General features: G+C 66.3%; 24 protein-coding genes. 10 read left to right on the top strand and 14 right to left on the bottom strand.

Annotated elements, in window-relative coordinates:
* Window positions 1-7 precede the first annotated feature (7 nt).
* From AWC17_RS07810 to AWC17_RS07840, 7 genes are all read right to left on the bottom strand, one after another.
* The gene (locus AWC17_RS07810; protein WP_082123145.1) at window positions 8-622 is read right to left on the bottom strand and encodes a TetR/AcrR family transcriptional regulator; all 615 of its coding nucleotides are present in this window, start codon (window positions 620-622) and stop codon (window positions 8-10) included.
* Window positions 622-1518: a hydroxymethylglutaryl-CoA lyase gene (locus AWC17_RS07815; protein ID WP_046185849.1), complete on the bottom strand. Its 897-nt coding sequence runs from the start codon at window positions 1516-1518 to the stop codon at window positions 622-624. Before AWC17_RS07815 ends, AWC17_RS07810 begins: the two co-directional genes overlap by 1 nt.
* Window positions 1515-2729, bottom strand: coding sequence for a CaiB/BaiF CoA transferase family protein (locus AWC17_RS07820; protein WP_046185848.1), 1215 nt, complete (start codon window positions 2727-2729; stop codon window positions 1515-1517). The genes AWC17_RS07815 and AWC17_RS07820 overlap by 4 nt, the downstream gene beginning before the upstream one ends.
* The gene (locus tag AWC17_RS07825) at window positions 2726-3907 is read right to left on the bottom strand and encodes an alpha/beta hydrolase (RefSeq protein ID WP_046185847.1); all 1182 of its coding nucleotides are present in this window, start codon (window positions 3905-3907) and stop codon (window positions 2726-2728) included. The genes AWC17_RS07820 and AWC17_RS07825 overlap by 4 nt, the downstream gene beginning before the upstream one ends.
* Window positions 3908-3909: 2 nt before the next feature.
* Window positions 3910-5013 (bottom strand): homogentisate 1,2-dioxygenase, encoded by a 1104-nt coding sequence (locus AWC17_RS07830; RefSeq protein WP_046185846.1) that lies wholly within the window; start codon window positions 5011-5013, stop codon window positions 3910-3912.
* A gap of 179 nt (window positions 5014-5192) precedes the next feature.
* Window positions 5193-6164 carry an NADPH:quinone oxidoreductase family protein gene (locus AWC17_RS07835; RefSeq protein ID WP_046185845.1) on the bottom strand — a complete coding sequence of 324 codons (972 nt, stop codon included), beginning with the start codon at window positions 6162-6164 and terminating at the stop codon, window positions 5193-5195.
* 22 nt (window positions 6165-6186) lie between these two features.
* On the bottom strand, window positions 6187-7185 hold the full coding sequence (locus tag AWC17_RS07840) for an acrylyl-CoA reductase family protein (RefSeq protein WP_085164486.1): 999 nt from the start codon (window positions 7183-7185) through the stop codon (window positions 6187-6189).
* 22 nt (window positions 7186-7207) lie between these two features.
* Here AWC17_RS07840 and AWC17_RS07845 point away from each other — a divergent pair, with 22 nt between their 5' ends.
* Window positions 7208-8065, top strand: coding sequence for an oxidoreductase (locus tag AWC17_RS07845; protein ID WP_046183176.1), 858 nt, complete (start codon window positions 7208-7210; stop codon window positions 8063-8065).
* 85 nt (window positions 8066-8150) lie between these two features.
* On the opposite strand, the gene AWC17_RS07850 is transcribed toward AWC17_RS07845, so the two are convergent.
* The 3 genes from AWC17_RS07850 to hisN form a co-directional block, all read right to left on the bottom strand.
* Window positions 8151-9356: an acyl-CoA dehydrogenase family protein gene (locus tag AWC17_RS07850; RefSeq protein WP_046183175.1), complete on the bottom strand. Its 1206-nt coding sequence runs from the start codon at window positions 9354-9356 to the stop codon at window positions 8151-8153.
* A gap of 34 nt (window positions 9357-9390) precedes the next feature.
* A complete protein-coding gene (locus AWC17_RS07855) occupies window positions 9391-10800 on the bottom strand; it encodes an acyl-CoA dehydrogenase family protein (protein WP_046183174.1) in 1410 nt (469 codons plus the stop codon).
* A gap of 78 nt (window positions 10801-10878) precedes the next feature.
* Window positions 10879-11667, bottom strand: a complete 789-nt coding sequence (gene hisN / locus AWC17_RS07860) for a histidinol-phosphatase (protein WP_046183173.1) — start codon at window positions 11665-11667, stop codon at window positions 10879-10881.
* 33 nt (window positions 11668-11700) lie between these two features.
* On the opposite strand from hisN, the gene AWC17_RS07865 reads away from it, so the two are divergent.
* Window positions 11701-12030 (top strand): hypothetical protein, encoded by a 330-nt coding sequence (locus AWC17_RS07865; RefSeq protein ID WP_046183172.1) that lies wholly within the window; start codon window positions 11701-11703, stop codon window positions 12028-12030.
* Window positions 12031-12054: 24 nt separating this feature from the next.
* On the opposite strand, the gene AWC17_RS07870 is transcribed toward AWC17_RS07865, so the two are convergent.
* From AWC17_RS07870 to AWC17_RS07880, 3 genes are read right to left on the bottom strand one after another with little or no spacing between them, the layout of a single operon-like run.
* A complete protein-coding gene (locus AWC17_RS07870; protein ID WP_046183171.1) occupies window positions 12055-12852 on the bottom strand; it encodes a slipin family protein in 798 nt (265 codons plus the stop codon).
* Complete coding sequence (locus tag AWC17_RS07875; protein WP_046183170.1) at window positions 12849-13475, bottom strand: hypothetical protein; 627 nt, start codon at window positions 13473-13475, stop codon at window positions 12849-12851. Before AWC17_RS07875 ends, AWC17_RS07870 begins: the two co-directional genes overlap by 4 nt.
* Before the next feature lie 3 nt (window positions 13476-13478).
* The gene (locus tag AWC17_RS07880) at window positions 13479-15797 is read right to left on the bottom strand and encodes a nitric-oxide reductase large subunit (RefSeq protein ID WP_046183169.1); all 2319 of its coding nucleotides are present in this window, start codon (window positions 15795-15797) and stop codon (window positions 13479-13481) included.
* A 233-nt stretch (window positions 15798-16030) separates the two neighbouring features.
* Between AWC17_RS07880 and AWC17_RS07885 the strand changes: the two genes are divergently transcribed.
* Window positions 16031-16828 carry a universal stress protein gene (locus AWC17_RS07885; RefSeq protein WP_046183168.1) on the top strand — a complete coding sequence of 266 codons (798 nt, stop codon included), beginning with the start codon at window positions 16031-16033 and terminating at the stop codon, window positions 16826-16828.
* Window positions 16829-16869: 41 nt separating this feature from the next.
* On the opposite strand, the gene AWC17_RS07890 is transcribed toward AWC17_RS07885, so the two are convergent.
* Entirely contained in the window at window positions 16870-18237 is a 1368-nt protein-coding gene (locus tag AWC17_RS07890; protein ID WP_046183167.1) for an FAD-dependent oxidoreductase, read from the bottom strand.
* A 161-nt stretch (window positions 18238-18398) separates the two neighbouring features.
* Here AWC17_RS07890 and prfB point away from each other — a divergent pair, with 161 nt between their 5' ends.
* From prfB to AWC17_RS07925, 7 genes are read left to right on the top strand one after another with little or no spacing between them, the layout of a single operon-like run.
* A complete protein-coding gene (prfB, locus tag AWC17_RS07895) occupies window positions 18399-19520 on the top strand; it encodes a peptide chain release factor 2 (RefSeq protein ID WP_046183166.1) in 1122 nt (373 codons plus the stop codon).
* Window positions 19510-20505, top strand: coding sequence for a mechanosensitive ion channel family protein (locus AWC17_RS07900; RefSeq protein WP_046183165.1), 996 nt, complete (start codon window positions 19510-19512; stop codon window positions 20503-20505). Before prfB ends, AWC17_RS07900 begins: the two co-directional genes overlap by 11 nt.
* A complete protein-coding gene (locus AWC17_RS07905) occupies window positions 20502-20975 on the top strand; it encodes an Rv3103c family proline-rich protein (RefSeq protein WP_046183164.1) in 474 nt (157 codons plus the stop codon). The genes AWC17_RS07900 and AWC17_RS07905 overlap by 4 nt, the downstream gene beginning before the upstream one ends.
* 43 nt (window positions 20976-21018) lie before the next feature.
* Complete coding sequence (gene ftsE / locus AWC17_RS07910) at window positions 21019-21708, top strand: cell division ATP-binding protein FtsE (RefSeq protein ID WP_046183163.1); 690 nt, start codon at window positions 21019-21021, stop codon at window positions 21706-21708.
* Window positions 21709-22602, top strand: a complete 894-nt coding sequence (gene ftsX / locus AWC17_RS07915) for a permease-like cell division protein FtsX (protein ID WP_046183162.1) — start codon at window positions 21709-21711, stop codon at window positions 22600-22602.
* Between the two features lie 2 nt (window positions 22603-22604).
* Window positions 22605-23114 (top strand): SsrA-binding protein SmpB, encoded by a 510-nt coding sequence (gene smpB / locus AWC17_RS07920; RefSeq protein ID WP_046183161.1) that lies wholly within the window; start codon window positions 22605-22607, stop codon window positions 23112-23114.
* A complete protein-coding gene (locus tag AWC17_RS07925) occupies window positions 23111-23956 on the top strand; it encodes an EamA family transporter (protein ID WP_141224547.1) in 846 nt (281 codons plus the stop codon). The genes smpB and AWC17_RS07925 overlap by 4 nt, the downstream gene beginning before the upstream one ends.
* The last annotated feature ends 28 nt before the right edge of the window (window positions 23957-23984 follow it).

A 23984-nucleotide genomic window follows, 5' to 3' on the forward strand; every position in this document is an offset into this window, starting at 1 on the left:
TGTCTCCTTATACGCCGTAGAGGGTTTTCTTCCAGATCGTCGACAGGGTGACGATGGCGTCCTTATCGCTGATCTTGAGGCCCAGGTTGGAGGGGCCGACGAAGACGGTGGTGAAGTTCTCGAACAACAGGGCGATGGCCGCCGCGGTGTGTTGCGGGTCCAGCTCGGTTCCGTAGCCCTGCTCCTGGGCGCGGCGGACCGAGGCGGCGACGATATCCATGCCGAACCGGCGGAATTCGTTCTGGACGGTCGCGAAGCGTCGCTGCGTGGCGGCCAGCTGCGCCACGGCGATCATGATGCCGATGTTCTGCTTGAACATGTTCCAATACCCGGTGACCACCGCGGTGAAGAACGCGTCGTCATCATGCGATTCCGGTAGTTCGAGGCTCAACCCGGACGGCGTCAGGACATCGTGCAGGAACGATTCCGCAAGGGCGGCGAGCAGGTCTTCCTTGTCGGCAAAATACCGGTAGAACACGGCCGGTGACTTGCCCGCCGCAGAGGTGATGTCGGCCAGCGTGGTACCGTGAAAGCCGCGTTCCGCAAACAGCTTTCGGGCCGACTGCTCGATGGCCTGCCTGGTCTGGCGGCCCTTGGCGGTCAGCGCTTCCGGGGCTGGCATCAGGTCCGCATCCGGTCGCCGGCGCGGAGCAGCGCGCTCGGCAGGTCGTGGCCGATAACTGATTTGGCGACGTCGGCCGCGGTGATGGCCGCCTGCAGGTCCACGTCGACGTCGATGCCGCTGTCGCGCAGCAGGTACACCAGGTCTTCGGTGGCGATGTTTCCGGTGGCGCCCGGGGCGAACGGGCAGCCGCCCAACCCGCCGACCGAAGCGTCCAGCCGGGTCACGCCGGAGCTGACCGCGGCGTAGGCGCTCGCCAGCCCGGAGCCGCGGGTGTTGTGGAAATGACCGCCCAGCGGCAGGTCGCCGATCACCGGACGCAGTTGTGCGATCAGCGAATTCACGCGGCCCGGGGTGGTGGTGCCGATCGTGTCGGCGATCGACAGGCGGTCGACGCCGCGGTCGCGAGCGGCCGCGGCGATGTCGAGCACCCGCTGGGGCGGGGTGGGACCCTCGAACGGGGAGTCCCACGCGGTGGCGATGACCACTTCGACGGTGACATTGCTGCTATGCGCGATGGCGACGATCTCGTCGATCTGGTTGGTGGCCTCGGCGCTGGTGCGCCCGACGTTGGCCTTGCTGAACGTGTCGTCGGCGGCCACCACGTACTCGATCGAGCGCAGCCCTGCCGCGACGGCACGCTTGGCTCCGTTGGGGCTGGCCACCAGGGCGGAGAACTCGATGTCGGGGTAGTCGTGCAGGTGAGCGGCGAGTTGGGCGGCATCGGCCATCGACGGCACCTTCGACGGCGAGACGAACGCGGTGGCCTCCACCTCGCGGACCCCGGTCGCGGCGACCGCGGCCAGCAGTTCGAGCTTGGCCGACAACGGGATTGGCGCTTCGATCTGCAGACCATCGCGCAGCGCCACTTCCCGGATGGCCACATGTGTGTTCACAGCACCTCCTCGGCCCGCAACTTCTCGAGCTGCTCGGCAGTCTTGCCCAGCAGCCCGATGTAGACGTCGTCGTTGTGCTGGCCCGGACGCGCGGGCCCGGCGTTGCGCAGGCGGCCCGGGGATTCCGAGAGCACCGGCACGATGCCCGGCCCCAATACGTCCCGCTCGAGCCTTTCATCGAAGTGTTCGACCAGCATGCCGCGGGCCCGCAGCTGCGGGTCGTTGACCACCTCCGCGACCGTGTTGATCGGCCCGGCGATCACTCCTGCGGCACTGAGGGTTTCGATGATGTCACCGGGCTGGCGCTCCGCGGCCCACGCGCTGATGATCTCGTCGAGTTCATCCTGGTTGCGGCCGCGGGCGACGTGCGTGGCGAACCGGTCGTCGGTGGCCAGCTCCGGGCTGCCCATCGCCTTGCACAGCCGGACGAAGACGGTGTCCTGGTTGGCGGCGATCACCACCCACGAGCCGTCGGCGCTGCGATAGATGTTCGACGGCGCGATGCCCTCCAGTCGGGTGCCCGACGGGCCGCGCACCACGCCGCCCACGTCGTAGTCCGGGATGGTGGATTCCTGGACGGCCAAACAGGATTCGGTCAGCGCGACGTCCACCACCTGGCCGCGCCCGGTGACGGTGCGGCGGTACAGCGCCGCCAGCGCGCCCTGGGCGCCGAACATGCCGGCCAGGGTGTCGCCGAGCGAGAGCGCCAGCCGGGGCGGCGGGCCGCCGGGGAAGCCGTTGAGGTAGCGCAGCCCGCTGGCCGCCTCGGCCACCGAAGCGTAGCCGGCCTTGTGCGCGTCGGGGCCGGTCTGCCCGTAGCCGGACACCCGAACCAGGATGATGCCCGGGTTGCGGGCGCTGAGCACGTCGTAGCCCAGGTCCCATTTCTCTAGCGTCCCCGGGCGGAAGTTCTCCACGATGATGTCGGACTTCTCGACGAGCTCGCAGAACAGCTCGCGGCCGCGCGGGCGGCGCAGGTCGAGGGTGATGGCTCTCTTGTTGCGCGCGTGCACGGTCCAGAAGACGTGCTGCCCGTCGACCTCGGCCTGGCCCCAGGTGCGCAGCGGGTCGGGGGCACCGGGGGGTTCCACCTTGATGACGTCGGCGCCCATGTCACCGAGCAGCCGGCCGGCGAAGGGGCCTGCGATCAACGTGCCGAGTTCGAGCACCCGGACGCCGTCCAGCGGTCCCGCCAAACCGGGAGCGGTCATTCTTTGCCCGCGAAGTCGTGGCGGATCAGCCAGTCGGTGACGATGTCGACGGCCGCGCGCAACTTGTCGCGCTGGTCGGGGCCGGCGTAATAGTGGGTGGCCCCGGGGATTTCGTGCATCTCCTTGTCATGGTGCCCGATCGCATTGAACAGCCGCCGGGTGTGGCTGGGTGTGCAGGCGTCGTCCGCCAGGTTACCGATGACCAGCGCCGGGATCGCGATGTCGGCCCCGCAGGCGACCCCGTCGCCGCGGGCGTCGTCGTAACTCCATTGCGAGAGCCAGCCGCGCAACGTGGAGAAGCGGGCCAACCCCACCGGGCTCATGTTCACCACTTGAGGATCCCCCAGGTAGCAGGTCCCCGGGATGCGTTCGTTGGGATCGACGGTCGGGTCCAGCCAGCGCGGGTCGGCCATGGTGCCGTGCACGACGAATCCGAATTCGTCATCGGGGCGCCCGGCCGCCTTCAACTCGGCGAGCTTGTCCCTGACCCACGCGGTGATGCGCCGGTTGCGTTCGACCTGTGCGCTGCGGTACCGGGCCAGGAATTCCTGGCTGTAGGGCGGCTGGTTCGGATTGTCCGGGTTGTACAGGTCCAGCTCGGGATCGCGCTTGGTGGGGTCGGATTCGTCGAGGATCGACGCGTCGAGCCATTCGGTCAGCGTGCCGTGCCGGCTGATGTGCGCCGCCAACAGCATGATGCCGTCGGCGGCGGGCAGGTCCAGGGCGGTCAGGTCGGGACCGTCGCCGGATGGGCTCGACGTGATCGTCGGGTGCTGGGCCTGCTGCTGATAAAACATCGACAGCGAGCCGCCGCCACTCCACCCGGCCAGCACCACCTTCTGATAGCCCAGCCGCTTCTTGGCGTCCTTGATGCACTCGCCGAGATCCTCGACCACCTTCTCCATCAGCAGCGCCGAGTCGGTGCCGCGGAACCGGCTGTTGCAGTAGATGACGTGATGGCCGGCCCGGGCCAGCGCGTTGATCACCGGCAGGTAGGCGCCGCCGCCGATCGGGTGCATGAACACCAGCACGGTGTCCGACGGCTTGTCCTTCGGCTTGAGCAGGTAGCTTTCCAGCACGGTGATCTCAGCCAGCCCGCCGTAGACGTCGCGGACGGCGGAATTGTTCTGGAAGGCAACGAGATAGGGGATTCGTTCGTATTCGTGGCGGGTCGTCATGGTCAGTGTTGTCCTAGGTCGTGCGCCAGCACCTCGGCCGACGGGTTCAGGCGCCGGCGGGTGTCGACGGCGATAACTTGCCAATCGACGCGGGAGTACTCGTCGAACTTGCGGCGCGCCCGTTCCCGCGCCTTCTCCGGTGCGCCGTGGTGAACGCCTTGCGGCGCATGGGAAATCAGACCGGGCGGCATCGGGATGCCATAGAGCGAGCCGCCGTGGAAGAAGGCGATCTCGTCATAGTCGACATTGCGGTGGTACCACGGTGTGCGCTCGGTGCCCTGAACACCTTCAGCCGGCTTCGGCAAGAAATTCATCACGTAGACGCCGGTGGCCTGCATGAACAGGTGCACCGTCGGCGGTAGGTGGACACTGTCGGAGGTGACCACGTTGTAGTCCGCGATGTTGAACGTGAACGCGAAGTTGTCACCGCGCCATCCCTCCACGTCGAGCGGATTGTGTTGGTAGAACAGCGTTGTCGGGCCGCCATCCTCGATAGGCCGGTGGATGAGCCGGACCTCGTACTCGTCCCGGCCGTCGTCGTCGATGGGCGCCGGGTCGGGGATGGTGGCCTGCGACGGGTCGAACGGGAAGTGGCGGCCCAACGGCCCGGGCGGCGGCACCCGGAACTCGTCGGTGGCCTCGACCATCAACATCGTCGTCTGGCCGTCGGGCACCTGACGCCACGTGCATGCCTTCGGCAGGTAGACCCAGTCGCCGTCCCGGTAGCGCAGCGGGCCGAACTCGGTTTCGAGCAGGCCGGCGCCCTGGTGGACGAAGCACAGCAGGTCGCCGTCGACATGGCGGGTGTAGTACGGCATCGGCTCGTGGCGACGGCTCAACAGGATTCGGCAGTCGGCGTTGCTGAACATCAGCAGGGGGCCGCCGTTGGCGTCGGTGGCGTCACTGGGCTTGAGCTCGCCGGCCAGCACGTCGACGGGGCGCAGCGGGCCGACCGAACGGTAGGCGGTGGGGTCGTGGCGGCGGTAGAGGTTCGCCGTGCGGCCCGTGAATCCGCCCCGGCCCAGCTCGTCGTCCTTGAGCCCGTCGAGGTCGGCGTGCAGGCGCCGCGGGGTCGTGCCTTTTCGCAAGTGGACGAAGGATTCCATGGCTGACCCCCGGCTCGGGTGGCGGACAAAACTGAAAGTGACATTACTTTTTGTTTCCAGGCCGCACAAGGGCCAGCGGATCTGCTGACCAAGCGCGGCTTCCAGGTTTTGATATCGCCCGCGCTATCAAATCCTGCGAAGGCCGCACGACCGGGCGGGTCCGGTTCGGCCCGGGCCCGTCAGTCGCGGACGCGCACCACGACCTTGCCTTTGGCGGTGCGGTTCTCCAGGGAGGCCACCGCGGCGGCAGCCTGCTCCAGGGGGTAGACCTCCGGGTTCGGGGCGGCCAGCCGGCCCGAGCTGAGCAGCTTCTCGAGACCGGCCCACTGCTCGGCCAGCGCGTTCGGATGCGTCGCCGTCCAGGCGCCCCAGCCCACGCCGACCACATCAATGTTGTTGAGCAGCAACCGGTTCACCTTCACGGTCGGAATGTCTCCACCGGTGAAGCCGACGACCAGCAGCCGCCCGCCCGGTGCGAGCGAGCGCAGCGAATCGGTGAACCGGTCGCCGCCGACCGGGTCGAGTACGACGTCCACGCCGCGGCCGCCGGTCAGTTCCTTGACCGCGTCCTTGAACCCGTCCGCCAGCACCACATCGGTGGCCCCGGCGGCCGTCGCGACGTCCGCCTTCTCTTCCGTGCTGACGACGGCGATGGAGCGGGACGCCCCGAGCAGCGACGCCAGCCGCAGCGTCGACGTCCCGATGCCGCCGGCGGCGCCGTGCACCAAAACTGTCTCGCCTTGGGCCAGCCGGCCACGCACCGTCAGGGCGAAGTAGACAGTGAGGTCGTTGAACAGCAGGCCCGCGCCCGCCTCGAAACTCACGTTGTCGGGGAGCTTGAACACCCGGTCCGGCTGCAGGATCGCGACTTCGGCCATGCCACCGCTGAGCATGGTCAGTCCGACGACGCGGTCGCCGGCCTTTACGTGCGCGTTGTCCGGCGCTGAGCGAACCACCCCGGCGATCTCGGCGCCCAGCACGAACGGCGGCTCCGGGCGGTACTGGTAGAGCCCCCGCGTCAGTAGGGCATCGGGAAAGGCGGCGCCGGCGGCGTGCACCTCGACGACCACGCCGTCACCCGACGGTTCGTCGACCTCCGCCACTTCGATCGCGTCCGGACCGTCTAGCCGAATCACCCGTGCAGCCCGCATGGTCGGACAGCCTACTGCCGGGTCAAAATCCGCCGGCGACCCGCACCACCGCCCGGCCGGTGAACTTGCCGGCGCGCACCTGATCCAGCACATCGACCACGTCCCTGACGTCGACGTCGCTGGTGAGTGAGTCGAGATGACGCGGGCGCAACGAATCGCCCAGCAGCGCCCACAGTTTGCGGCGCGGGCCGATCGGCATCTGCACCGAATCCATCCCCAGCAACGCGACGCCGCGCAGGATGAACGGCATCACCGTGGTGTGCAACGCCGGACCGCCGGTCAGGCCGCTACAGGCCACCGCCCCGCCGTAGTCGACGGCGCTGAGCACGTCGGCCAGCGTCGCGCCGCCCACGCAGTCCACCGCGGCCGCCCAGCGCGCCTTGGCCAGCGGCCGCGGTTTGGCATCGGGATCTTCCGGCAGCCGGCCGATAACCTCCGCGGCGCCAAGCTCTTTCAGCAGCCCGGCCGCCCCCTCCTTGCCGGTCGAGGCGACCACCCGGTAGCCCTTGGCGGCCAACAGGTCCACGCTGACCGAGCCGACACCGCCGGAGGCGCCGGTGACGACCACCGACCCGGCGCCGGGTTGGACACCCCAGTCGATCAGCGCCTGCACGCTCATCGCGGCGGTGAAGCCGGCGGTCCCGATCGCGGCGCCCTCGTGCGGGCTCAACGCGCCGAGCGCGACGACCTGGTCGGCCGGGAGCCGCGCGTATTCGGCGTAGCCGCCGTGGTGGCCGGTGCCGATCTGGTACCCGTGGGCCAGCACCTTCTCGCCGAGGGTGAAGTCGAGTGATTGCGACTCGACGACCTCGCCGGTCAGGTCGATGCCCGGCACCACCGGGTAGCTGCGCACCACCCCGCCGCCCGGGGTGAGCGCGAGCGCGTCCTTGTAGTTCACGCTCGAATAGAGCACCCGGATCGTCACGTCGCCGGGCGGCAGGTCGGAGTGGCTCAAGGTCTCGACCGACGCGGTTATCCGGTCACCATCTTCGCGAGCGACGAGCGCCTGAAATGTGTCCATGCCTCGACGCTAACCTCACCGTATGGATTCCTTTCCACTCGGTCACTTTTCGGTCTCGCGGGTCGGCTTCGGCGCCATGCAGTTGCCGGGCCCGAACGCGTTCGGACCGCCCCGGGACCGCGGCGAGGCGCTGGCCGTCCTGCGGCGGGCGGTCGAACGCGGCGTCGACCACATCGACACCGCACAGTTCTACGGTCCCGATGTCGCCAACGAGCTCATCCGCGAGGCGCTGCATCCGTATCCGGAGAACCTGGCGCTGGTGAGTAAGGTCGGCGGGCGTCGCGACGACAACGGTGGCTGGATACCGATCGATGGGCCGGCCGACTTGCGGCGCGACATCGAGACCAACCTGCGCGCCCTCGGCGTCGACCAACTGGCCGCGGTCAACCTGCGCGTGTTCGAAAGCGACGGGCCGGATCAGCTCTTCGACGACCAACTTTCGGTCATGATCGAAGCCCGCGACGAGGGACTGATCGGCGGGATCGGGCTGAGCAACGTCAGCCGTGAACACCTACTGCGTGCGTGTGATCGCACCGAAATCGCCTGTGTGCAAAACGCGTTCAACCTCATTCACCGCGATTCGGCGCCGGTGTTGAAGGAGTGCACGGCGCGCGGTATCGCATTCGTCCCGTTCTTCCCATTGGGGGCCGCCTTCATGCAGCCGAACCCGGTGCTCACTCACCGACTGGTGGTCGACGCCGCCGAGCGGCTCGGGCGTACGCCGGCGCAGGTCGCGTTGGCGTGGACGCTCAGCGTGGCGCCCAATGTGCTGCTGATCCCCGGCACGTCGTCAGTCCGGCACCTGGACGAGAACTTGGACGTCGCGTCCATCGGGCTCGACGACGACGTCCGCGAGCAGCTCAACGCGGTCGCTGCGTAGATCCCGGCGGACGTGCACCCACTGCGAAAAACAGGCGGATCTGTCGCAGTGTTTGCACGTTCGGCGCAAACGGTGGCTGCAAGACCTATTTGAGCTCGGCCGACGACAGGCCCAGCAAGCGGCGCGCGACCACCAACTGCTGGATCTGCTGAGTGCCCTCGAAGATGTCCAGGATCTTGGAGTCGCGAGCCCACTTTTCCAGCATCGATTGCTCGGAATAGCCTGCGGTGCCCGCTAATTCGACTGCCTTGAGGGTGACGTCGCTGGCCATCCGGCCAGCCTTGGCCTTGCTCATCGACGCCTCTTTGGAGTTGGGGATCTTGTTGTCGGCCTGCCACGCCGCGCGCAGCGCCAGCAGGTAGGCGGCTTCCCAGTCGGCCTCCATCCGCAGGAACTCGGCCGCCGCGGCGCTCTGGGCGTGCGACGGTTTGTCATAGGAGATCTCGACCCCGGCCTCGGTGAGGATCTTGCGGATTTCCTCCAGGGCGGCGCGGCCTATCCCGATGGCCATGGCGGCCACGATCGGCCGGGTGTTGTCGAAGGTCTCCATCACGCCGGAAAAGCCTTTGCCGACTTCGATTTCCGGGTTGCCGAGCAAGTTCTCCTTCGGAATGCGGACGTTGTCGAACCTGATCGCGGCGGTGTCGGAGCCTTTGATGCCGAGCTTGCGTTCGAGCCGTTCGACCGTGACGCCGGGGTGCTCGCGCGGAACGATGAACGACTTGATCGCCGCACGGCCTTGCGACTTGTCCAGCGTCGCCCACACCACGATGTGGGTGGCGCGCGAACCGGCGGTGACATAGATCTTTTCGCCGTTGATCACGTACTCGTCGCCGTCCAGCTTGGCGGTGGTCGACACCGCCGCCGAGTCGGAACCGAAGCCCGGTTCGGTGATGGCCATCGCCGCCCACACCTTGCCCAGGCGTTCCAGCTGTTCGTCGGTCGCGACGGCGGAGATGGCCGCGTTGCCCAACCCCTGATAGGGGACCGACAACATCATCGCGACGTCGCCCCAGCAAGCCTCCAAGGTCTGCAGCAGCGCAGCCATGTTGGCGCCGTTGTGGTTTTGGTCCCTGTCTTGGTTCTCGTCACCCAGATTGTCGGCTCCGGCGAATTCGATCGACTCCGAGGCGCCCGCGAACAGGTTGTACAGCGTGTCGAGTTCGACCGGGTAGGCGTGTTCCTTGAGGTCGTACTTGCGGGCGATCGGCCGCATCAGCTCCGCGGCGCCCTGATGGGTCTTGACCACGACCGCTTGCAGCTTGCGGGGCAGTTCCAGATTGATTGCCATGATTGGTCTTTCGGTAGTCCGGGTCAGTGACGGCCTAGATAACTACGACGCCCTCGGCCACGCCGATGGCCCGCAGGTCGCGATACCAACGCTCGACCGGGTGTTCTTTCGTAAAGCCGTGGCCGCCGAGCAGCTGCACGCCGTCCAGGCCGATCTGCATGCCCTTGTCGGCGCCCAGCCGCTTGGCCAGCGCCGCCTCGCGAATGAAGGGGAGGCCCTGTTCGGCGCGGGCGGCGCCGCGCCAGGTGATCAACCGCAGCCCGTCCAGCTCGATGGCGATGTTGGCGCACATGAACGCGACGGCCTGACGATGGGCGATCGGCTCGCCGAAGGCCTCGCGCTCCTTCACGTAGGGCACGACGTAGTCGAGCACCGCGTGCGAGGTCCCCACCGCCAGCGCCGCCCAGCCGAGCCGAGACAGCGCGATCGCCTCGGAGTAGTCCTCGTCTGTTGCCTCATCCTCGCCGAGCCGTGCGCTCAGGGGGACCGTGACGCCGGAGAGCCCCACGTGGCCCAAGGCCGCCGCGCGGATGCCCATGCTCGGATCCGTCTTGACCGCAAGGCCTTTCGTCGACGACTCGACGATGAACAGGGCCGGCTTGCCGTCCAGCTGCGCGCCGACGACGAACAGCTCCGCGTCGGCCGCAGCGGGGACCAACGACTTCACGCCGTCGAGGCGGAAGCCACTCGGTGTGCGCACCGCGGTGGTCGTCAATCGGGTGGGATCGAACAGCGGTTGCGGCTCGGCGATGGCGACGCAGGCCTGGGGCACGTTCTCACCGGCGAACTCGGGCAGATAGGTGGCCTGCTGGTCCGCGCTGCCCCAATGGGTCAGCGCGGAGGCCACGCCCCCGGGAGCCAGGATCGGCAAGGCGAGACCCATGTCGCCGTAGGCCAGCGCCTCGGCCACCAGCACGTTGGTCACGCTGGAGCGGTGTGCGGCGATGCCGTCAAAGTCCTCGGGAATGTTGATCGCGGTGATGCCCAACTCGGCGGCCTTGGCGATCAGGTCGGACGGGTAGGTCGCCGCCTCGTCGGCATCGTGCGCCGCAGGCCGGAGCACCTCCTCGGCGAATTCGTTGAGGGTCTCGACGATCATCTTCTGGTCGTCGTCGGGCGTCAGGTCGAAGTAGTCCTTGCCGCTCGACTTCAGCCGGGTCGGCCCGCTGCGCAGGTTCTGCAGTCGTTTGAACTGCCGCGAGGCGGTGGCGGCCGTGGAGAAGACGGTCTTGGTGCCGTACTGCAGCCCGCGGTTGACCGGATCGCGCAGCCGGTATTTGTCCAGGAATTCCTGGCCCATGAGCGGGGTGAGCAGCGCGATGGCGATGTCGACGCCCGTGCGCTTATGGGATTGCAGTCCGACCCCGCTCGGGCTGTCTTTCCGTTTGCGACGGGAGCGGGCCGATTTTGAGGTCTTTGGTGAACCGGAACGAGTGTCGGTCATGTCGGCAGCCTCGGTAGTTGGGGCAATGCGGATAACCCTATCTTACTCCGGAGTAAGATCACAGAGAACACTTGTTAACTAATTCACAGCGCTATCGAGGATGCCGAGCACCTGCGCATGCAGCGGCCCGTTCGTCGCCACGGCGCTGCCTCGATGCGGACCCGCGACGCCGTCCAGGCCGGTCATCGTCCCGCCCGCCTCGCGCACCAGGATGTCGAGGGCGGCGAGGTCCCATACCGACACCTCGGGTTCGGCGGCGATGTCGACGGCGCCCTCGGCCACCAAGCAGTAGGAGAGGAAGTCGCCGAAGGCGCGCACTCGCCAGACGGCGTCGGTCAGCGCGATGAAGCGATCCCGCAGACCACGCTGCGCCCAACCGGACAGGCTGGAGAAGGACAGGTTGGCCGAATCCAGTTGCGCCACAGAGGAAACCGATAGCCGGCGTGGCGGTGCGTCATCGACCGCGACGAAGGCGCCCCGGCCGCGCGCCGCCCACCATCGGCGCTGCAGCGCGGGCGCGCTGACGACGCCGACCGCGGGCACACCGTCTTCGAGCAAGGCGATCAGACTGGCCCAGACCGGCACGCCGCGCACGAAGTTCTTGGTGCCGTCGATGGGGTCGATGATCCACTGGCGTCCGGTGAAAGTGGTGGTTCCGCCGAACTCCTCGCCGACGATGCTGTCGTGCGGCCGTTCGCGTCCCAGCACCTCGCGCAACTCGGTTTCCGCCGCGCGATCGGCGTCGGTGACCGGCGTCAGGTCTGGTTTGGTGTCAACGCGCAGGTCGAGCGCCCCGAACCGGGCAAAAGTCAGCGCGTCCGCGCGGTCGGCCAGCGTCAGCGCCAACGTCAGATCGTCCGGACTCATGACGCAGTCCTATCACGGCCCTACCATGGCGGCGTGTGGGAATTCGGTGTGCTGATCCTGTTGGTGGCCGTCTTGGCAGTTGCTCTTGCCCAGCGGTTCCTTCCTCGCGGGCCCCGCGGCGAGATGCTGAACGGGACGCTGCTGGTGACCGGGGTGAGCCCGCGACCGGACACCACCGGTGAACAGTTCGTCACCATCGCCGGTGTGATCAACGGGCCCACCGTTAGCGAACACGCGGTGTATCAGCGCATGGCGGTCGATGTCGACCACTGGCCGACCATGGGCCAGTTGTTTCCGGTGGTGTATTCGCCGAAGAATCCCGACAACTGGAGGTTGGCACCGCCCGAGCCGCCGCCGGTGTAGCGCGAGTAACCGGTGCGGCGGCAATCACCCCCGATTGTTGAAGTTGTCGACGACGCCCTGTAGTACCTCCGGGTGCCGCAAGAACGGAGTGATGATGTCGACCGGCAACGGGAAGACGACGGTCGAATTCTGGTCCGCCCCCAACTCCAACAGCGTTTGCAGATAACGCAATTGCAGCGAGGCGGGGCTCTTCGAGAGGGTCTCTGCTGCTTGACGCAGCTCTTCGGAAGCCTGCAATTCCCCGCGGGCGTTGATGACTTTCGCGCGGCGTTCGCGTTCGGCTTCGGCTTCGCGGGCCATCGCCCGCTGCATCGACTCAGGAATCTCGACGTCTTTGATCTCCACGACCCGGACCTGCACGCCCCACGGCTCGGTCTGTTTTTCGATGATCGTGCGCAGATCGCTGTTGAGGTCCTCCCGGTGTGCCAGCAGGGTGTCCAGGTCGGCCCGGCCGAGCAGCGAACGCAGCGTCGTCTGGGCGATCTGCGAGGTGGCCACCGCGTAGTTTTCCACCGCCAGAATCGCTTTCAGCGGCTCCATCACCTGGAACATGACGACGGCGTTGACCCGGGCCGGCACGTTGTCGCGGGTGATCACCTCCTGCGGCGGAATGGTCAGCGTCACCAGCCGCTGGTCGACGCGGATCATCTTGTCCACAAAGGGGATAAGGAAACGAAGGCCGGGACCGTACAGCGGGCGCACATGGCCCATCCGGAAGACGACTCCTCGTTCGTACTCGCGCAGCACGGCCAGCGACCAGATCGCGAGCACGGCAAGCGCGACAATCGCGGCGATGACGACGACGATCACAACGGCGGTCATGTTGTCTTGCCCTCCTTGCTTTCCCAGCTGCCCCACCGGGTCGAATACTTGTCTATCGCCGCGGCCGCCTGGTCCTCGAGCGCGGTGCGGTGCGGGAGGTGCTCCGGCGCGTTGGACGGGGTGTTCCACAGGTGGCGGACTAGCGGCAGGCCGAGCAGCGCGACAACCAAAATGGTGCCCGTCAAGACCAACACATCGGCGGCCGAGTGGTTGGCGACCAACGTGGCCAGCGGCAGCACGATTCCGAATGCGGCCACGCAACAAGCGATCCCGCGGTGGAACCGTCCGGCGTCCGAATGCGGCCACGGGTCGACCTCGCGGCTGATCTCCCGGCCGTGATCGGATGTCGTACAGCTGGATTTGACGGGACAACTGTTGCACACCACCGGTAGGGAGCGATATCGCATGACCCGGTGCCGCGGATCGAACGAAGTCGGCCAGAGCCAGTGGTCCTGTGGACACAGCCAGGCGTCATGGTCGGGCCGGTAGGTGAATTGACCTGTGCGCCAACGGGCCGCGCGCGCCGACGCCCGTCGGGCCATCGAGTCGAAACTCCAGCCGATGGCCAGCAGGGCAAGGGAATACCCGGCGATCAGCCATACCGAGGCAACCGGTTGAGTCACCGGTCAGTCTTTCGCCGACACCGTGGCGCCGGTCTCCGGCTCGGTCGGGGCATCGACGTACAGCGGGTGTTCGGGCAATTCTTGAACCGTTGAACCCGTGCGGAAATGCCGCAACGCGGTCCAGGCGATCCAGACAAACGGCAGCACACCGCCGACGATCAGGATGATGTCGCCCGGCATCCGCAGCCATTCGATCACCGCATTGCCGGGTCTGGTGATGTAGCCCAGCGAACGAGCCTCGAAGTACCCATCGTTGACCGAGTGATACAGCTGCAGAACGCCCAGCGGCAGCAGGGTGACGAACACCATCCAGGCGAGACCAATGTTCATACACCAGAACGAAATTCGCGCTAACTTTTCCGGCCATTTGTCGGCCGGAATCACGTAGCGAAAAGCAAACATCGCCAGGCCGACGGCGAGCATGCCATAGACGCCCATCATCGCGCCGTGTGCATGGTTGGCGGTCAGTGCGGTGCCGATCTGGTAGTAGGACACGATCGGCAGGTTGATCAGGAATCCGAAGATGCCTGCGCCCAGGAAGTTCCAGAATCCGACGGCGACCAGGAACATCACCGCCCAGCGGTGCGGGAAGGGCTGGGAGTCGCCCGACTGCTGCCGCGAACCCAGCTGCAGGAACGCCCACGCCTCGACGGTGAGGAAGGTCAACGGAATGACTTCGGCCGCCGAGAAGAACGCGCCCAGCGCCATGTGTTCCACCGGGGTGCCCGAGAAGTACAGGTGGTGCATGGTGCCGATGACGCCACCCGCCGAGTACAGGATGACGTCAAGGAAGATCACGCCCAGCGCGATCCGTTCGCGCACCACGCCCAGCAACACGAACATGTACGCCACCATCACCGTGGTGAACAGCTCGAGGAAGTCCTCGACCCACAGGTGCACTACCCAGAACCGCCAGAATTCGGCGACGGTGTAATGCGTTCCGCTGCTGGCCAATAGCCCGACGGTGTAGAACGCGGGGATCGCCAGTCCGGAAAAGAAGAACAACCACGGCATGTTCATCTTCGATTCGCCTTTGAGCCGGGCACGCATGCCCCGGTAGATGATCGCGATCCACAGGAACATGCCGATGATCAGCAGGATCTGGAACAGCCGCGGCAGGTCGAGATACTCCCACTGCTGGGACAGCAGCCCGTGCGGGATCACTCCGTAGATGGAGAGTGCCTCGCAAATCAGCGAGCCGAACACCACCACCGCAACCGCGCCCAGCAACACGTAGGCCAGCAGGCCCTGACGGCGCGGCTCGCGGCGGGAGATGAACGGCACCAGGAAGATGCCACCGGCCAGAAAAGCTGCCGCGGTCCAGAACAGCGCCAGTTGCACATGCCAGGTGCGCGCCAGGTTGTACGGCAGCACCCGGGCCAGATCCAGCCCGAAGAAGTTCGACAAGTCGGCCCGGTAATGCTCGGCCGCGGCGCCCAGCAGCGTCTGCGCCAGGAACAGCACCGACACGATCGCGAAGAACCAGATCGTGGCCCGCTGTGCCGGCGTCAGGCTTACCTCGCCCGGTTGGCGGAACGACAGCGTGGAGCCCTCGGCGCCGTGCCAGCCGACCTTCTGGCTCCATCGCCCGTAGACCGCGAACATGATGCCGATACCGCCGAGCAACGCGATCAGCGACAGCGCCGACCACACGATCACCGGAGCGGTCGGGCCGTTGTCGACCCGCGGCTCGGCCGGCCAGTTGTTGGTGTAGCTGTACTTGTGGCCGGGGCGTTCTGCCGCGCCTGCCCAGGCCGTCCACGCGAAGAACGCCGTCAAGTCGTGGATCTGCGCCTTGTCGGTGATCATCCGGGGCAGCAGCCCATATTTGGTCGAGTTCTCACCGAAGTAGGCCGCGTAATGGCCTTGGATGTGGTCGAATGCCGCGGCCTGCCGGTCGGTGAACACCAGCGTCTTGGTGGCGGCGTTGTACCGGTTGGCCCGGAACTCGGTGACCACCCGATCGCGCGGATCGGTCACGCCCTGGGTCCGCAGTTGATTGGCAACGTCGTCGGTCGCCATCCGCAGGTATTCGGCGGTGTAGTCAGGTCCCAGGTATGCGCCATGCCCCAGCACCGAGCCGTATTCCATGAGGCCCCGAGCCTGGTAGAGCTCCTGCCCCCGGGTGATGTCGTCGCCGGTGAACAGCAGCTGGCCCGATTCGTTGACGACTTTGTCCGGCATCGGCATCGATGCCGAGTACGTGCGATAGGCCAGGATTCCCATGACCAGGAAGCCGAAGATCATCACCAGGGCGACGCCTTGGATCCAGCCTTTGCCTACCAGGGGCTGCGAGGATTGAGCGGTCTGTTGAGCGGCCATTGGCGAGTCTCCCGTCTGATGATGGGTGGTGGTGCCCGCTGTCCATCTGCGCAAACAGCTTGTATTCGGTTGTCGTCCTGGTCGAGACGCCAATTTTTGCCGTCGTCGGTCCCTAGGGGCCAATGGCCCCTATATCGGGACCAATGCCCCTGGGGCAATGCCATTCCCGGCCATAACGTCATGGCTGAGCGACGTGAAAGTTGGGCGTCTACAGCTCAGCAGAGGAGACGGCGATGAGCAATAGCCATCCAGCTCCGGCAGTCGTCGTGGGGGTGGACGGGTCGAGGGCGGCGGAGCGGGCGGCGCTGTGGGCGATCGATGAGGCGGCCAGCCGGGACATCCCGATGCGATTGGTGTACGTCATCGATCCGCGGGACGCTTCCACCGCGCATGCCTGCGAGGCGCGCCTCGCCGCGGCACGGACGGCGCTGTCCGACGCTCATCGGTCCGTGGACGCCACCGGCGCTCCCGTCAAAATCGAAACCGACATTCTCTGCGGAAGGCCGCTCGCCAAGTTGATGGAGGAGTCGAGATCGGCGGCCATGATGTGTGTCGGTTCGATCGGACTCAACCATGCCCGTCACGGCGGGACCTCCGTCGCAACCTCCTTGGCCCGCTCGGCGCGGTGCCCGGTTGCCGTGATCCATCAGCCGGCCAGACGGTCAGCAGTCCCGAAGATCAGCAACGTCCTGGCCGAAGTCGACAATGGCATGGTGCTGCGGCACGCGTTCGAGGAGGCGAGGCTGCGCGGAGCCACGTTGCGCGCACTCTGGGTATGCCAGGGTGAGGACGCCGACGATGCCGGCGACGGAATGCGCTCGGCGCAAGCGCAATTGAGTCGACGCCTCGCGCGGTGGACGCGGCTGTACCCCGATGTGCGGGCGGAGTCCGCGATCGTGCGCGGCAGTGTGGAGCATTACCTTCGCGCCAGCCCCGAAGCAGGGCAGTTGCTGGTCACCGATTGTCATACCGCTGAGCAGGTTTGCAGCGCAGGGCATTCCGTGCTGGCGATACGGTGCAGCAACCTGTGACAGCGGGAACGAGTGTGTGGCTCGCGACCGTCGGACCGTGATCAGCCGTGGCTGATCCGCAACAGCTCGGTCAGGTTGGGCAGCTTGACGCGCGGGCGCCCGTGCGGCTCACCGGCGGCACGCTCGTGGCGGTCGATGATCTCCCAGTGCGCGGAGGTGACCAGCTTGGGCTGGCGTGAGGCGAGCCAGTCGCCCAACTTGTCGGCGTGGTCGTTGGGGAACCCCGCCAGATCGCCTTCCTTCGCGCGGCCCAGATCGGCGAGCAGGGTATCGACGGTGTCCTGAGAGTCCTTTTTATTGGTACCGATGACACCGGTCGGCCCGCGCTTGATCCAGCCGACGACGTATTCGTTGCGGCGCCCCTCAACCCGGCCTGCGGTGTTGGGGATCGTCGCACTCTTCTCGTCGAACGGCAGCCCGGGGGTCGGCACACCGCGGTAGCCGACCGACCGCACGACCAGCTGAACCGGCAGCTCCTCGCGCTCGCCGGTGTCCTTGGCAGAAACCCGCCCGTTCTCGTCGGTGACCAGTTCGTTGCGGCCCAGCACGATGCGCTCCACCCTGTCCTCGCCCTTGATCTCGATGGGGGAGGTCATGAATCGCAGCACGATCCGACGGTGGCCGGGGCGCGCGTCGCGCTTTGCGTAGTCCCGCAGCACGTTGATGTTCTGCTTGGCCGTTTTGCCGGCCGCGGCCGCGTCTTCGTCGGTGACGCCCTCCAGCTGGGCGGGGTCGACGATCACGTCGACCCCTTCGAGGTCTCCCAGCTCACGCAGCTCGAGCGTGGTGAAGGCGGTCTGCAGGGGGCCGCGCCGGCCGAGGACCACCACCTCCTCGACGCCGCATGGCCGCAGCGAATCGAGCGCGTGATCGGCGATGTCGGTGACCCCCAGCACTTCGGGATCGGTGACCAGGATGCGTGCCACGTCGAGCGCCACGTTGCCGTTGCCGACCACCACGGCGCGGGCGCCGGAGAGGTCGGGGGTGGCCTCCTCGAAATTGGGATGCGCGTTGTACCAACCGACGAAGTCGACGGCGGCGACACTGCCCGGCAGGTCCTCACCGGGAATGTTGAGCGCGCGGTCGGACTGGGCCCCGACGGCATAGACGACGGCGTCGTAGCGTTCGGCCAGCTCGCTGGCCTGCACGTGTTCACCGACCACCACGTTGCCGAAGAATCGGAAGCGGGGATCTTCGGCGGTCTTTTCGAACTGCTTGCTGATCGACTTGATCTTCGGGTGGTCGGGCGCGACGCCGGAGCGCACCAGCCCCCACGGGGTGGGCAGCATTTCCAGCATGTCGACGGCCACTTCGATGTCCTCGGACGCATCGGCCGCCTTGAGCAGCGATGACGCGGCGAAGAACCCCGATGGTCCGGAGCCGACGATTGCAACGTGGTATGGGCGCATTCTCGACCTTCTATTCGTGCCCGGTGAGCGCGCGGGGGCTGTAGGCGCGCAGGGCGGGGTGCACATGACCCGTGACTCGATGCTAAACGCATGACCGCTGGTCGTGGCCTGAGCACTCGCCGGGGACGGAGTGCTCGGGGGGCCCGGTAACGTTGTTCGCTGTGGACCCCGACCGTCAAGCCGACATCGCCGCCCTTGACTCCACCCTGACCACGGTGGAGCGGGTGCTCGATGTGGGCGGTCTGCGCAGCCGCATCGAGAAGCTCGAACATGAGGCGTCCGATCCCCAATTGTGGGATGACCAGGCCCGCGCGCAGCGGGTGACCAGTGAGTTGTCTCACGCTCAGGGGGAGTTGCGACGGATCGAGGAGTTGCGGGGGCGCCTCGACGACTTGCCGGTGCTCTACGAGCTGGCGGCCGAGGAAACCGAGGGTGCGGCCAGCAAAATAGAAGCGCTCGCCGAGGCGGACGCCGAGCTGAAGGCGCTGCGCGCCGACATAGAAGCCACCGAGGTGCGCACCTTGCTCTCGGGTGAATACGACGATCGCGAGGCGCTGGTCACCATCCGGTCCGGCGCCGGCGGGGTCGACGCCGCCGACTGGGCCGAGATGCTGATGCGGATGTATATGCGGTGGGCCGAGCAGCACAAGTATCCCGTCGAAGTGTTCGACACCTCCTATGCGGAGGAAGCGGGCATCAAGAGCGCGACGTTCGCGGTGCACGCTCCGTTCGCCTACGGCACGTTGTCCGTCGAGCAGGGCACCCATCGGCTGGTGCGGATCAGCCCGTTTGACAACCAAAGCCGACGCCAGACGTCGTTCGCCGAAGTCGAGGTCCTTCCGGTGGTGGACACCACCGATCACATCGACATTCCGGAAGGCGATGTGCGCGTTGACGTTTACCGCTCCAGCGGCCCCGGCGGCCAATCGGTGAACACCACTGACTCGGCGGTTCGTTTAACCCACATCCCAACGGGTATCGTCGTGACTTGCCAGAACGAAAAATCGCAACTGCAGAACAAGGTTTCGGCGATGCGTGTGCTCCAAGCAAAATTGTTGGAGCGCAAGCGTTCCGAAGAACGCGCGGAGCTGGACGCGTTGAAAGGCGAAGGCGGCAGTTCGTGGGGCAACCAGATGCGCTCCTATGTACTGCACCCGTATCAGATGGTGAAGGATCTGCGGACCGAGTACGAGGTCGGTAATCCGGCGGCCGTCCTGGACGGAGACATCGACGGGTTCCTGGAAGCGGGAATCCGGTGGCGCAACCGAAAAGATGACGACTAACACAACTCTTCTCGCCTCGACCGCCTTGACAAAGGCGCTGGGCTGGCACGACTTTTGGCGCGGTGACGTCGGGCAATGGATCATCACCCGCGGTCTGCGGATCGTCATGGTGCTGATCGCGGCGGTGCTGGCGGCCCGGTTCGTCAACTGGGTGGCGCAGCACGTGACCCGTCAGCTCAACGTGGGCTTCGCCGAAAGCGACGCGCTGGTGCGCTCGGAAGCGTCCAAGCACCGCCAGGCCGTGGCGTCGGTGATCTCCTGGGTGTCGGTGGTCATCATCGGCATCTGGGTCATGATGCAGATCGCCAGCGTGCTGCAGTTTTCGGTGGGGGGACTGGTCGCGCCGGCCACCGTGGTCGGCGCTGCGCTGGGTTTCGGCGCGCAGCAGTTGGTGAGAGACCTGCTGTCCGGCTTCTTCATCCTGGTGGAGAGGCAGTACGGTTTCGGGGATCTGGTCACCCTGACCGTCGTTTCCGCGACGGAAGCCAGCGGCACGGTCGAGAACGTGACGTTGCGGGTGACCCGACTGCGCTCGCCGGATGGCGAGGTGTTGACGATTCCCAATGGGCAGATCGTCAAGGTGGTCAACCTGTCCAAGGATTGGGCGCGCGCGGTGGTGGACATCCCGGTGTCCACGAACGCCGACCTGAACAGGGTCAACGAGGTCTTGCACCAGGAATGCGACCGCGCAATGGACAACCCGGTGCTGGGACCATTGCTGTTGGATGCGCCCACCGTGATGGGTGTGGAGAGCATCGAGGTCGACACCGTCACCCTGCGTCTGGTGGCGCGGACCCTGCCCGGCAAGCAATTCGAGGTCGGCCGGCAGTTGCGTGTCATGGTCATTCGTGCGCTGGCCCGCGTCGGCATCGTGACCGCGGCGGACGCGACGGTGGGCCTGGTGGAAGACCCGGCCGTCCCGGCCGCCGAGGCCACCGAAGACCGAATCGACGATGACGTGCAAGGTGCGGTGCAGAAGCGTTGAAGTTCACCCTGAGCATCCTCGAGAGGCGCAGCGAAGACTCGGATGCGGAACGCCGCTGGCCGCACTACATCTTCGGCGGCCGAGTCCGCACGTCGACCTTCGTGTTGATCATCGCCTTTTTCGCCGTGTGGTGGGTCTACGACACCTACCGCCCGGAACCGGCGCCCAAGCCACCGACGCAGCAAGTGGTGCCGCCGGGTTTCGTGCCCGACCCGAACTACACCTGGGTGCCGCGCAGTCGCGTGCAGCAGCCGCCGGCCACCGACACGTATACGCCGACCCCCACGAGCACGCCGCCGCCACCACCGGTGACGACGACCACGACAACGCCGCCGGTGCAGCTGCCGCAGCTGCCATGCCTGCTGCCGGCGCCGTTCTGCCCACCCAGCACGAGCCCGCCCACACCGCCGCCTCAGCTACCGCAGCCGGGGCCCGGTCCGGCGCCTGGTTCACCGCCGCCAGCCAGTTGACTTGGCTTGCCAGCGAAATTCACGGCTACACTGGCGTGCCGTGATGATCACCCTGGACCATGTCAGCAAGAAGTACAAAGCGTCGGCCCGTCCGGCGTTGGAGGACGTCAACGTCAAGATCGACAAGGGTGAATTCGTCTTCCTGATCGGCCCGTCGGGCTCCGGCAAGTCGACGTTCATGCGGCTGCTGCTCGGCGAGGAGAACCCGACCACCGGTGACATCCGGGTGTCGAAGTTCCACGTCAACAAGCTGCGCGGGCGTCACATACCGAAGCTGCGTCAGGTGATCGGGACCGTCTTCCAGGACTTCCGCCTATTGCAGCAAAAGACGGTGTACGAGAACGTCGCGTTCGCGCTGGAAGTGATCGGCAAACGGACCGACGCGATCAACCGGGTGGTGCCCGAGGTGCTGGAAACCGTCGGCCTGTCCGGCAAAGCCAACCGGCTGCCCCACGAGTTGTCCGGCGGCGAGCAGCAACGCGTGGCGATCGCGCGCGCGTACGTCAACCGGCCCCTGGTTCTGCTGGCCGACGAGCCGACTGGCAATCTCGACCCAGACACCAGTAAGGACATCATGGATTTGTTGGAGCGGATCAACCGCACTGGGACGACGGTGCTGATGGCCACGCACGACCACCACATCGTCGACTCGATGCGTCAGCGCGTCGTGGAGTTGTCTCTGGGGCGGCTGGTTCGCGACGAACAGCGCGGCGTCTATGGGATGGACCGCTAAGTGCGCTTTGGGTTCCTGTTCAACGAGGTCCTGACCGGTCTTCGGCGCAACGTCACGATGACGGCCGCGATGATCCTCACCACGGCCATCTCCATCGGCTTGTTCGGTGGCGGTCTGCTGGTGGTCCGGCTGGCCGACAACTCGCGGGAGATCTATCTCGACCGCGTCGAGACCCAGGTGTTCCTCACCGACGACATCTCCGCCAACGACGCGACGTGCGCGTCCGGTCCGTGTAAAGCGCTGCGGGACAAGATCGATGCGCGACAAGACGTCAAATCGGTGCGCTTCGTCAACCGGCAGGACGCCTACAACGACGCGATCAAGAAGTTCCCGGAGTTCAAGGACGTGGCGGGCAAGGAATCGTTTCCCGCGTCGTTCATCGTCAAATTGAACAACCCCGAACAGCACGCGGAGTTCGATGCCGCGATGCAGGGGCAGCCCGGGGTGCGCAGCATCCTCAATGAAAAGGAGTTGATCGACCGGCTGTTCGCGGTTCTGGACGGTTTGCGCGACGCCGCGTTCGCCGTCGCCCTGGTGCAGGCCGTGGGGGCGATCTTGCTGATTGCCAACATGGTCCAAGTCGCGGCGTACACGCGGCGCACAGAAATCGGGATCATGCGGTCGGTCGGTGCCAGTCGCTGGTATACCCAGCTGCCTTTCTTGGTGGAGGCGATGCTGGCCGCGGCTATCGGTGTGGCCATCGCGATCGCCGGCTTGGTTTTGGTTCGGGCGTGGTTCCTGGACAACGCGCTGAGTCAGTTCTACCAAGCCCATTTGATCGCGAAGGTCGACTATGCCGACATCCTCTACATCTCGCCGTGGTTGTTCCTGCTCGGCGTGTCGATGGCCGGCTTGACCGCCTACGCGACGTTGCGCCTCTACATACGGCGATAGCTATGGCCAAAGATTCCGGCCGGGCCAAGGGGGCGGGCGGCAAGCGTGGCAGCAAACAGATTGTGGCCACCAATCGCAAAGCGCGGCACAACTTTTCGATCCTCGAGGAGTTCGAGGCCGGAGTGGCTTTACAAGGCACAGAGGTGAAGAGCCTGCGCGAGGGCCATGCATCCCTGGCCGATGCGTTCGCAACCGTCGACGACGGCGAAGTGTGGTTGCGCAACTTGTACATTCCGGAGTATCAGCACGGTAGCTGGACCAACCATGAGCCCCGTCGCAATCGAAAGTTGTTGTTACATAGGCAACAAATCGACCGTCTGGTCGGAAAGATACGAGATGGTAACCTCGCCCTCGTGCCGATGTCTCTGTATTTCTCCGAAGGAAAGGTCAAGGTCGAGCTCGCTTTAGCGCGCGGCAAGCGAGCGCACGACAAACGTCAGGACATGGCCCGCCGCGATGCCCAGCGCGAAGTGATCCGTGAATTGGGTCGCCGAGCCAAGGGCATGAACTGATTGGGGCCGCTTACGCCCAGCTGTCGGCCGTTACTTACGGCGTCAGCGATTTTGTGGGCGGTGTAGCCGCTCGACGGGTAGCCGCGCTGCGCGTGATGCTGGTGGTCTACCCGATCGAGACACTCTTGCTGGGCGCGCTGGCCCTCGTCGTGGGCGGGCCGATTTCGCCCGGTGCCATCTTCTGGGGCTGCCTCTATGGCGTCGGCATGGCGGTCGGCATGTGGGCGTTCTTCGCGGCGCTGGGTGCCGGGCCGATCTCGGTCGTCTCACCGTTGGCGGCAGTCCTCAACGCGGCCGTGCCGGTCGCGGTTGGAGTGGCCCTGGGGGAGCGCCCGGGGCCAGGGGCTTCGGTGGGCGTCGTACTGGCCCTTGTCGCTGTCATGCTGGTGAGCCGAGAGGCCACTGCCCAAGGTGTCACGCCGTATCGATTCACCCCGAAGGTGGCGTGGCTCACGCTCCTGGCCGGCTCGGCGATGGGGCTGAACCTGGTGTTCCTCCATCAGGCGCCGCACGCATGCAAACTGTGGCCGCTGGTCTTCGCCCGGCTTTCTGCCACGGTGGTGATCTTCGTGATGGCTGCGGCCAGCAATAACCTGCGGGCGCCGCGCGGGAAGCCGATGAAGCTGGCGTGGGCCGTGGCCGTACTGGACATCTGCGCCAACGTGACCATGCTGCTGGCGCTGCACACGTGGTTGCTCTCGCTGGCCAGCATCCTTATCTCGCTCTACCCGGCGGCCACGGTCGTGCTGGCGATGGTCGTGCTGCGCGAGCGGCTGACGCGCTGGCAGGGGTTCGGCATGGTGATGGCCATGGGATCCGTGGCGATGATCGCCGCCAGCTGACGGCGGCGCCTGTCGATCGGGTAGTCGA

This window comes from Mycobacterium nebraskense, from assembly GCF_002102255.1.
Classification (GTDB): Bacteria; Actinomycetota; Actinomycetes; order Mycobacteriales; family Mycobacteriaceae; genus Mycobacterium; species Mycobacterium nebraskense.

Excerpts from the sequence above, each read along its gene's own strand:
- AWC17_RS07810 (WP_082123145.1), bottom strand. The coding sequence starts at position 622 with ATGCCAGCCCCGGAAGCGCTGACCGCCAAGGGCCGCCAGACCAGGCAG.
- AWC17_RS07820 (WP_046185848.1), bottom strand. The coding sequence starts at position 2,729 with ATGACCGCTCCCGGTTTGGCGGGACCGCTGGACGGCGTCCGGGTGCTC.
- AWC17_RS07825 (WP_046185847.1), bottom strand. The coding sequence starts at position 3,907 with ATGACGACCCGCCACGAATACGAACGAATCCCCTATCTCGTTGCCTTC.
- AWC17_RS07830 (WP_046185846.1), bottom strand. The coding sequence starts at position 5,013 with ATGGAATCCTTCGTCCACTTGCGAAAAGGCACGACCCCGCGGCGCCTG.
- AWC17_RS07835 (WP_046185845.1), bottom strand. The coding sequence starts at position 6,164 with ATGCGGGCTGCACGGGTGATTCGGCTAGACGGTCCGGACGCGATCGAA.
- AWC17_RS07840 (WP_085164486.1), bottom strand. The coding sequence starts at position 7,185 with ATGGACACATTTCAGGCGCTCGTCGCTCGCGAAGATGGTGACCGGATA.
- AWC17_RS07845 (WP_046183176.1), top strand. The coding sequence starts at position 7,208 with ATGGATTCCTTTCCACTCGGTCACTTTTCGGTCTCGCGGGTCGGCTTC.
- AWC17_RS07850 (WP_046183175.1), bottom strand. The coding sequence starts at position 9,356 with ATGGCAATCAATCTGGAACTGCCCCGCAAGCTGCAAGCGGTCGTGGTC.
- AWC17_RS07855 (WP_046183174.1), bottom strand. The coding sequence starts at position 10,800 with ATGACCGACACTCGTTCCGGTTCACCAAAGACCTCAAAATCGGCCCGC.
- hisN (WP_046183173.1), bottom strand. The coding sequence starts at position 11,667 with ATGAGTCCGGACGATCTGACGTTGGCGCTGACGCTGGCCGACCGCGCG.
- AWC17_RS07870 (WP_046183171.1), bottom strand. The coding sequence starts at position 12,852 with ATGACCGCCGTTGTGATCGTCGTCGTCATCGCCGCGATTGTCGCGCTT.
- AWC17_RS07880 (WP_046183169.1), bottom strand. The coding sequence starts at position 15,797 with ATGGCCGCTCAACAGACCGCTCAATCCTCGCAGCCCCTGGTAGGCAAA.
- AWC17_RS07885 (WP_046183168.1), top strand. The coding sequence starts at position 16,031 with ATGAGCAATAGCCATCCAGCTCCGGCAGTCGTCGTGGGGGTGGACGGG.
- AWC17_RS07890 (WP_046183167.1), bottom strand. The coding sequence starts at position 18,237 with ATGCGCCCATACCACGTTGCAATCGTCGGCTCCGGACCATCGGGGTTC.
- AWC17_RS07900 (WP_046183165.1), top strand. The coding sequence starts at position 19,510 with ATGACGACTAACACAACTCTTCTCGCCTCGACCGCCTTGACAAAGGCG.
- ftsE (WP_046183163.1), top strand. The coding sequence starts at position 21,019 with ATGATCACCCTGGACCATGTCAGCAAGAAGTACAAAGCGTCGGCCCGT.
- smpB (WP_046183161.1), top strand. The coding sequence starts at position 22,605 with ATGGCCAAAGATTCCGGCCGGGCCAAGGGGGCGGGCGGCAAGCGTGGC.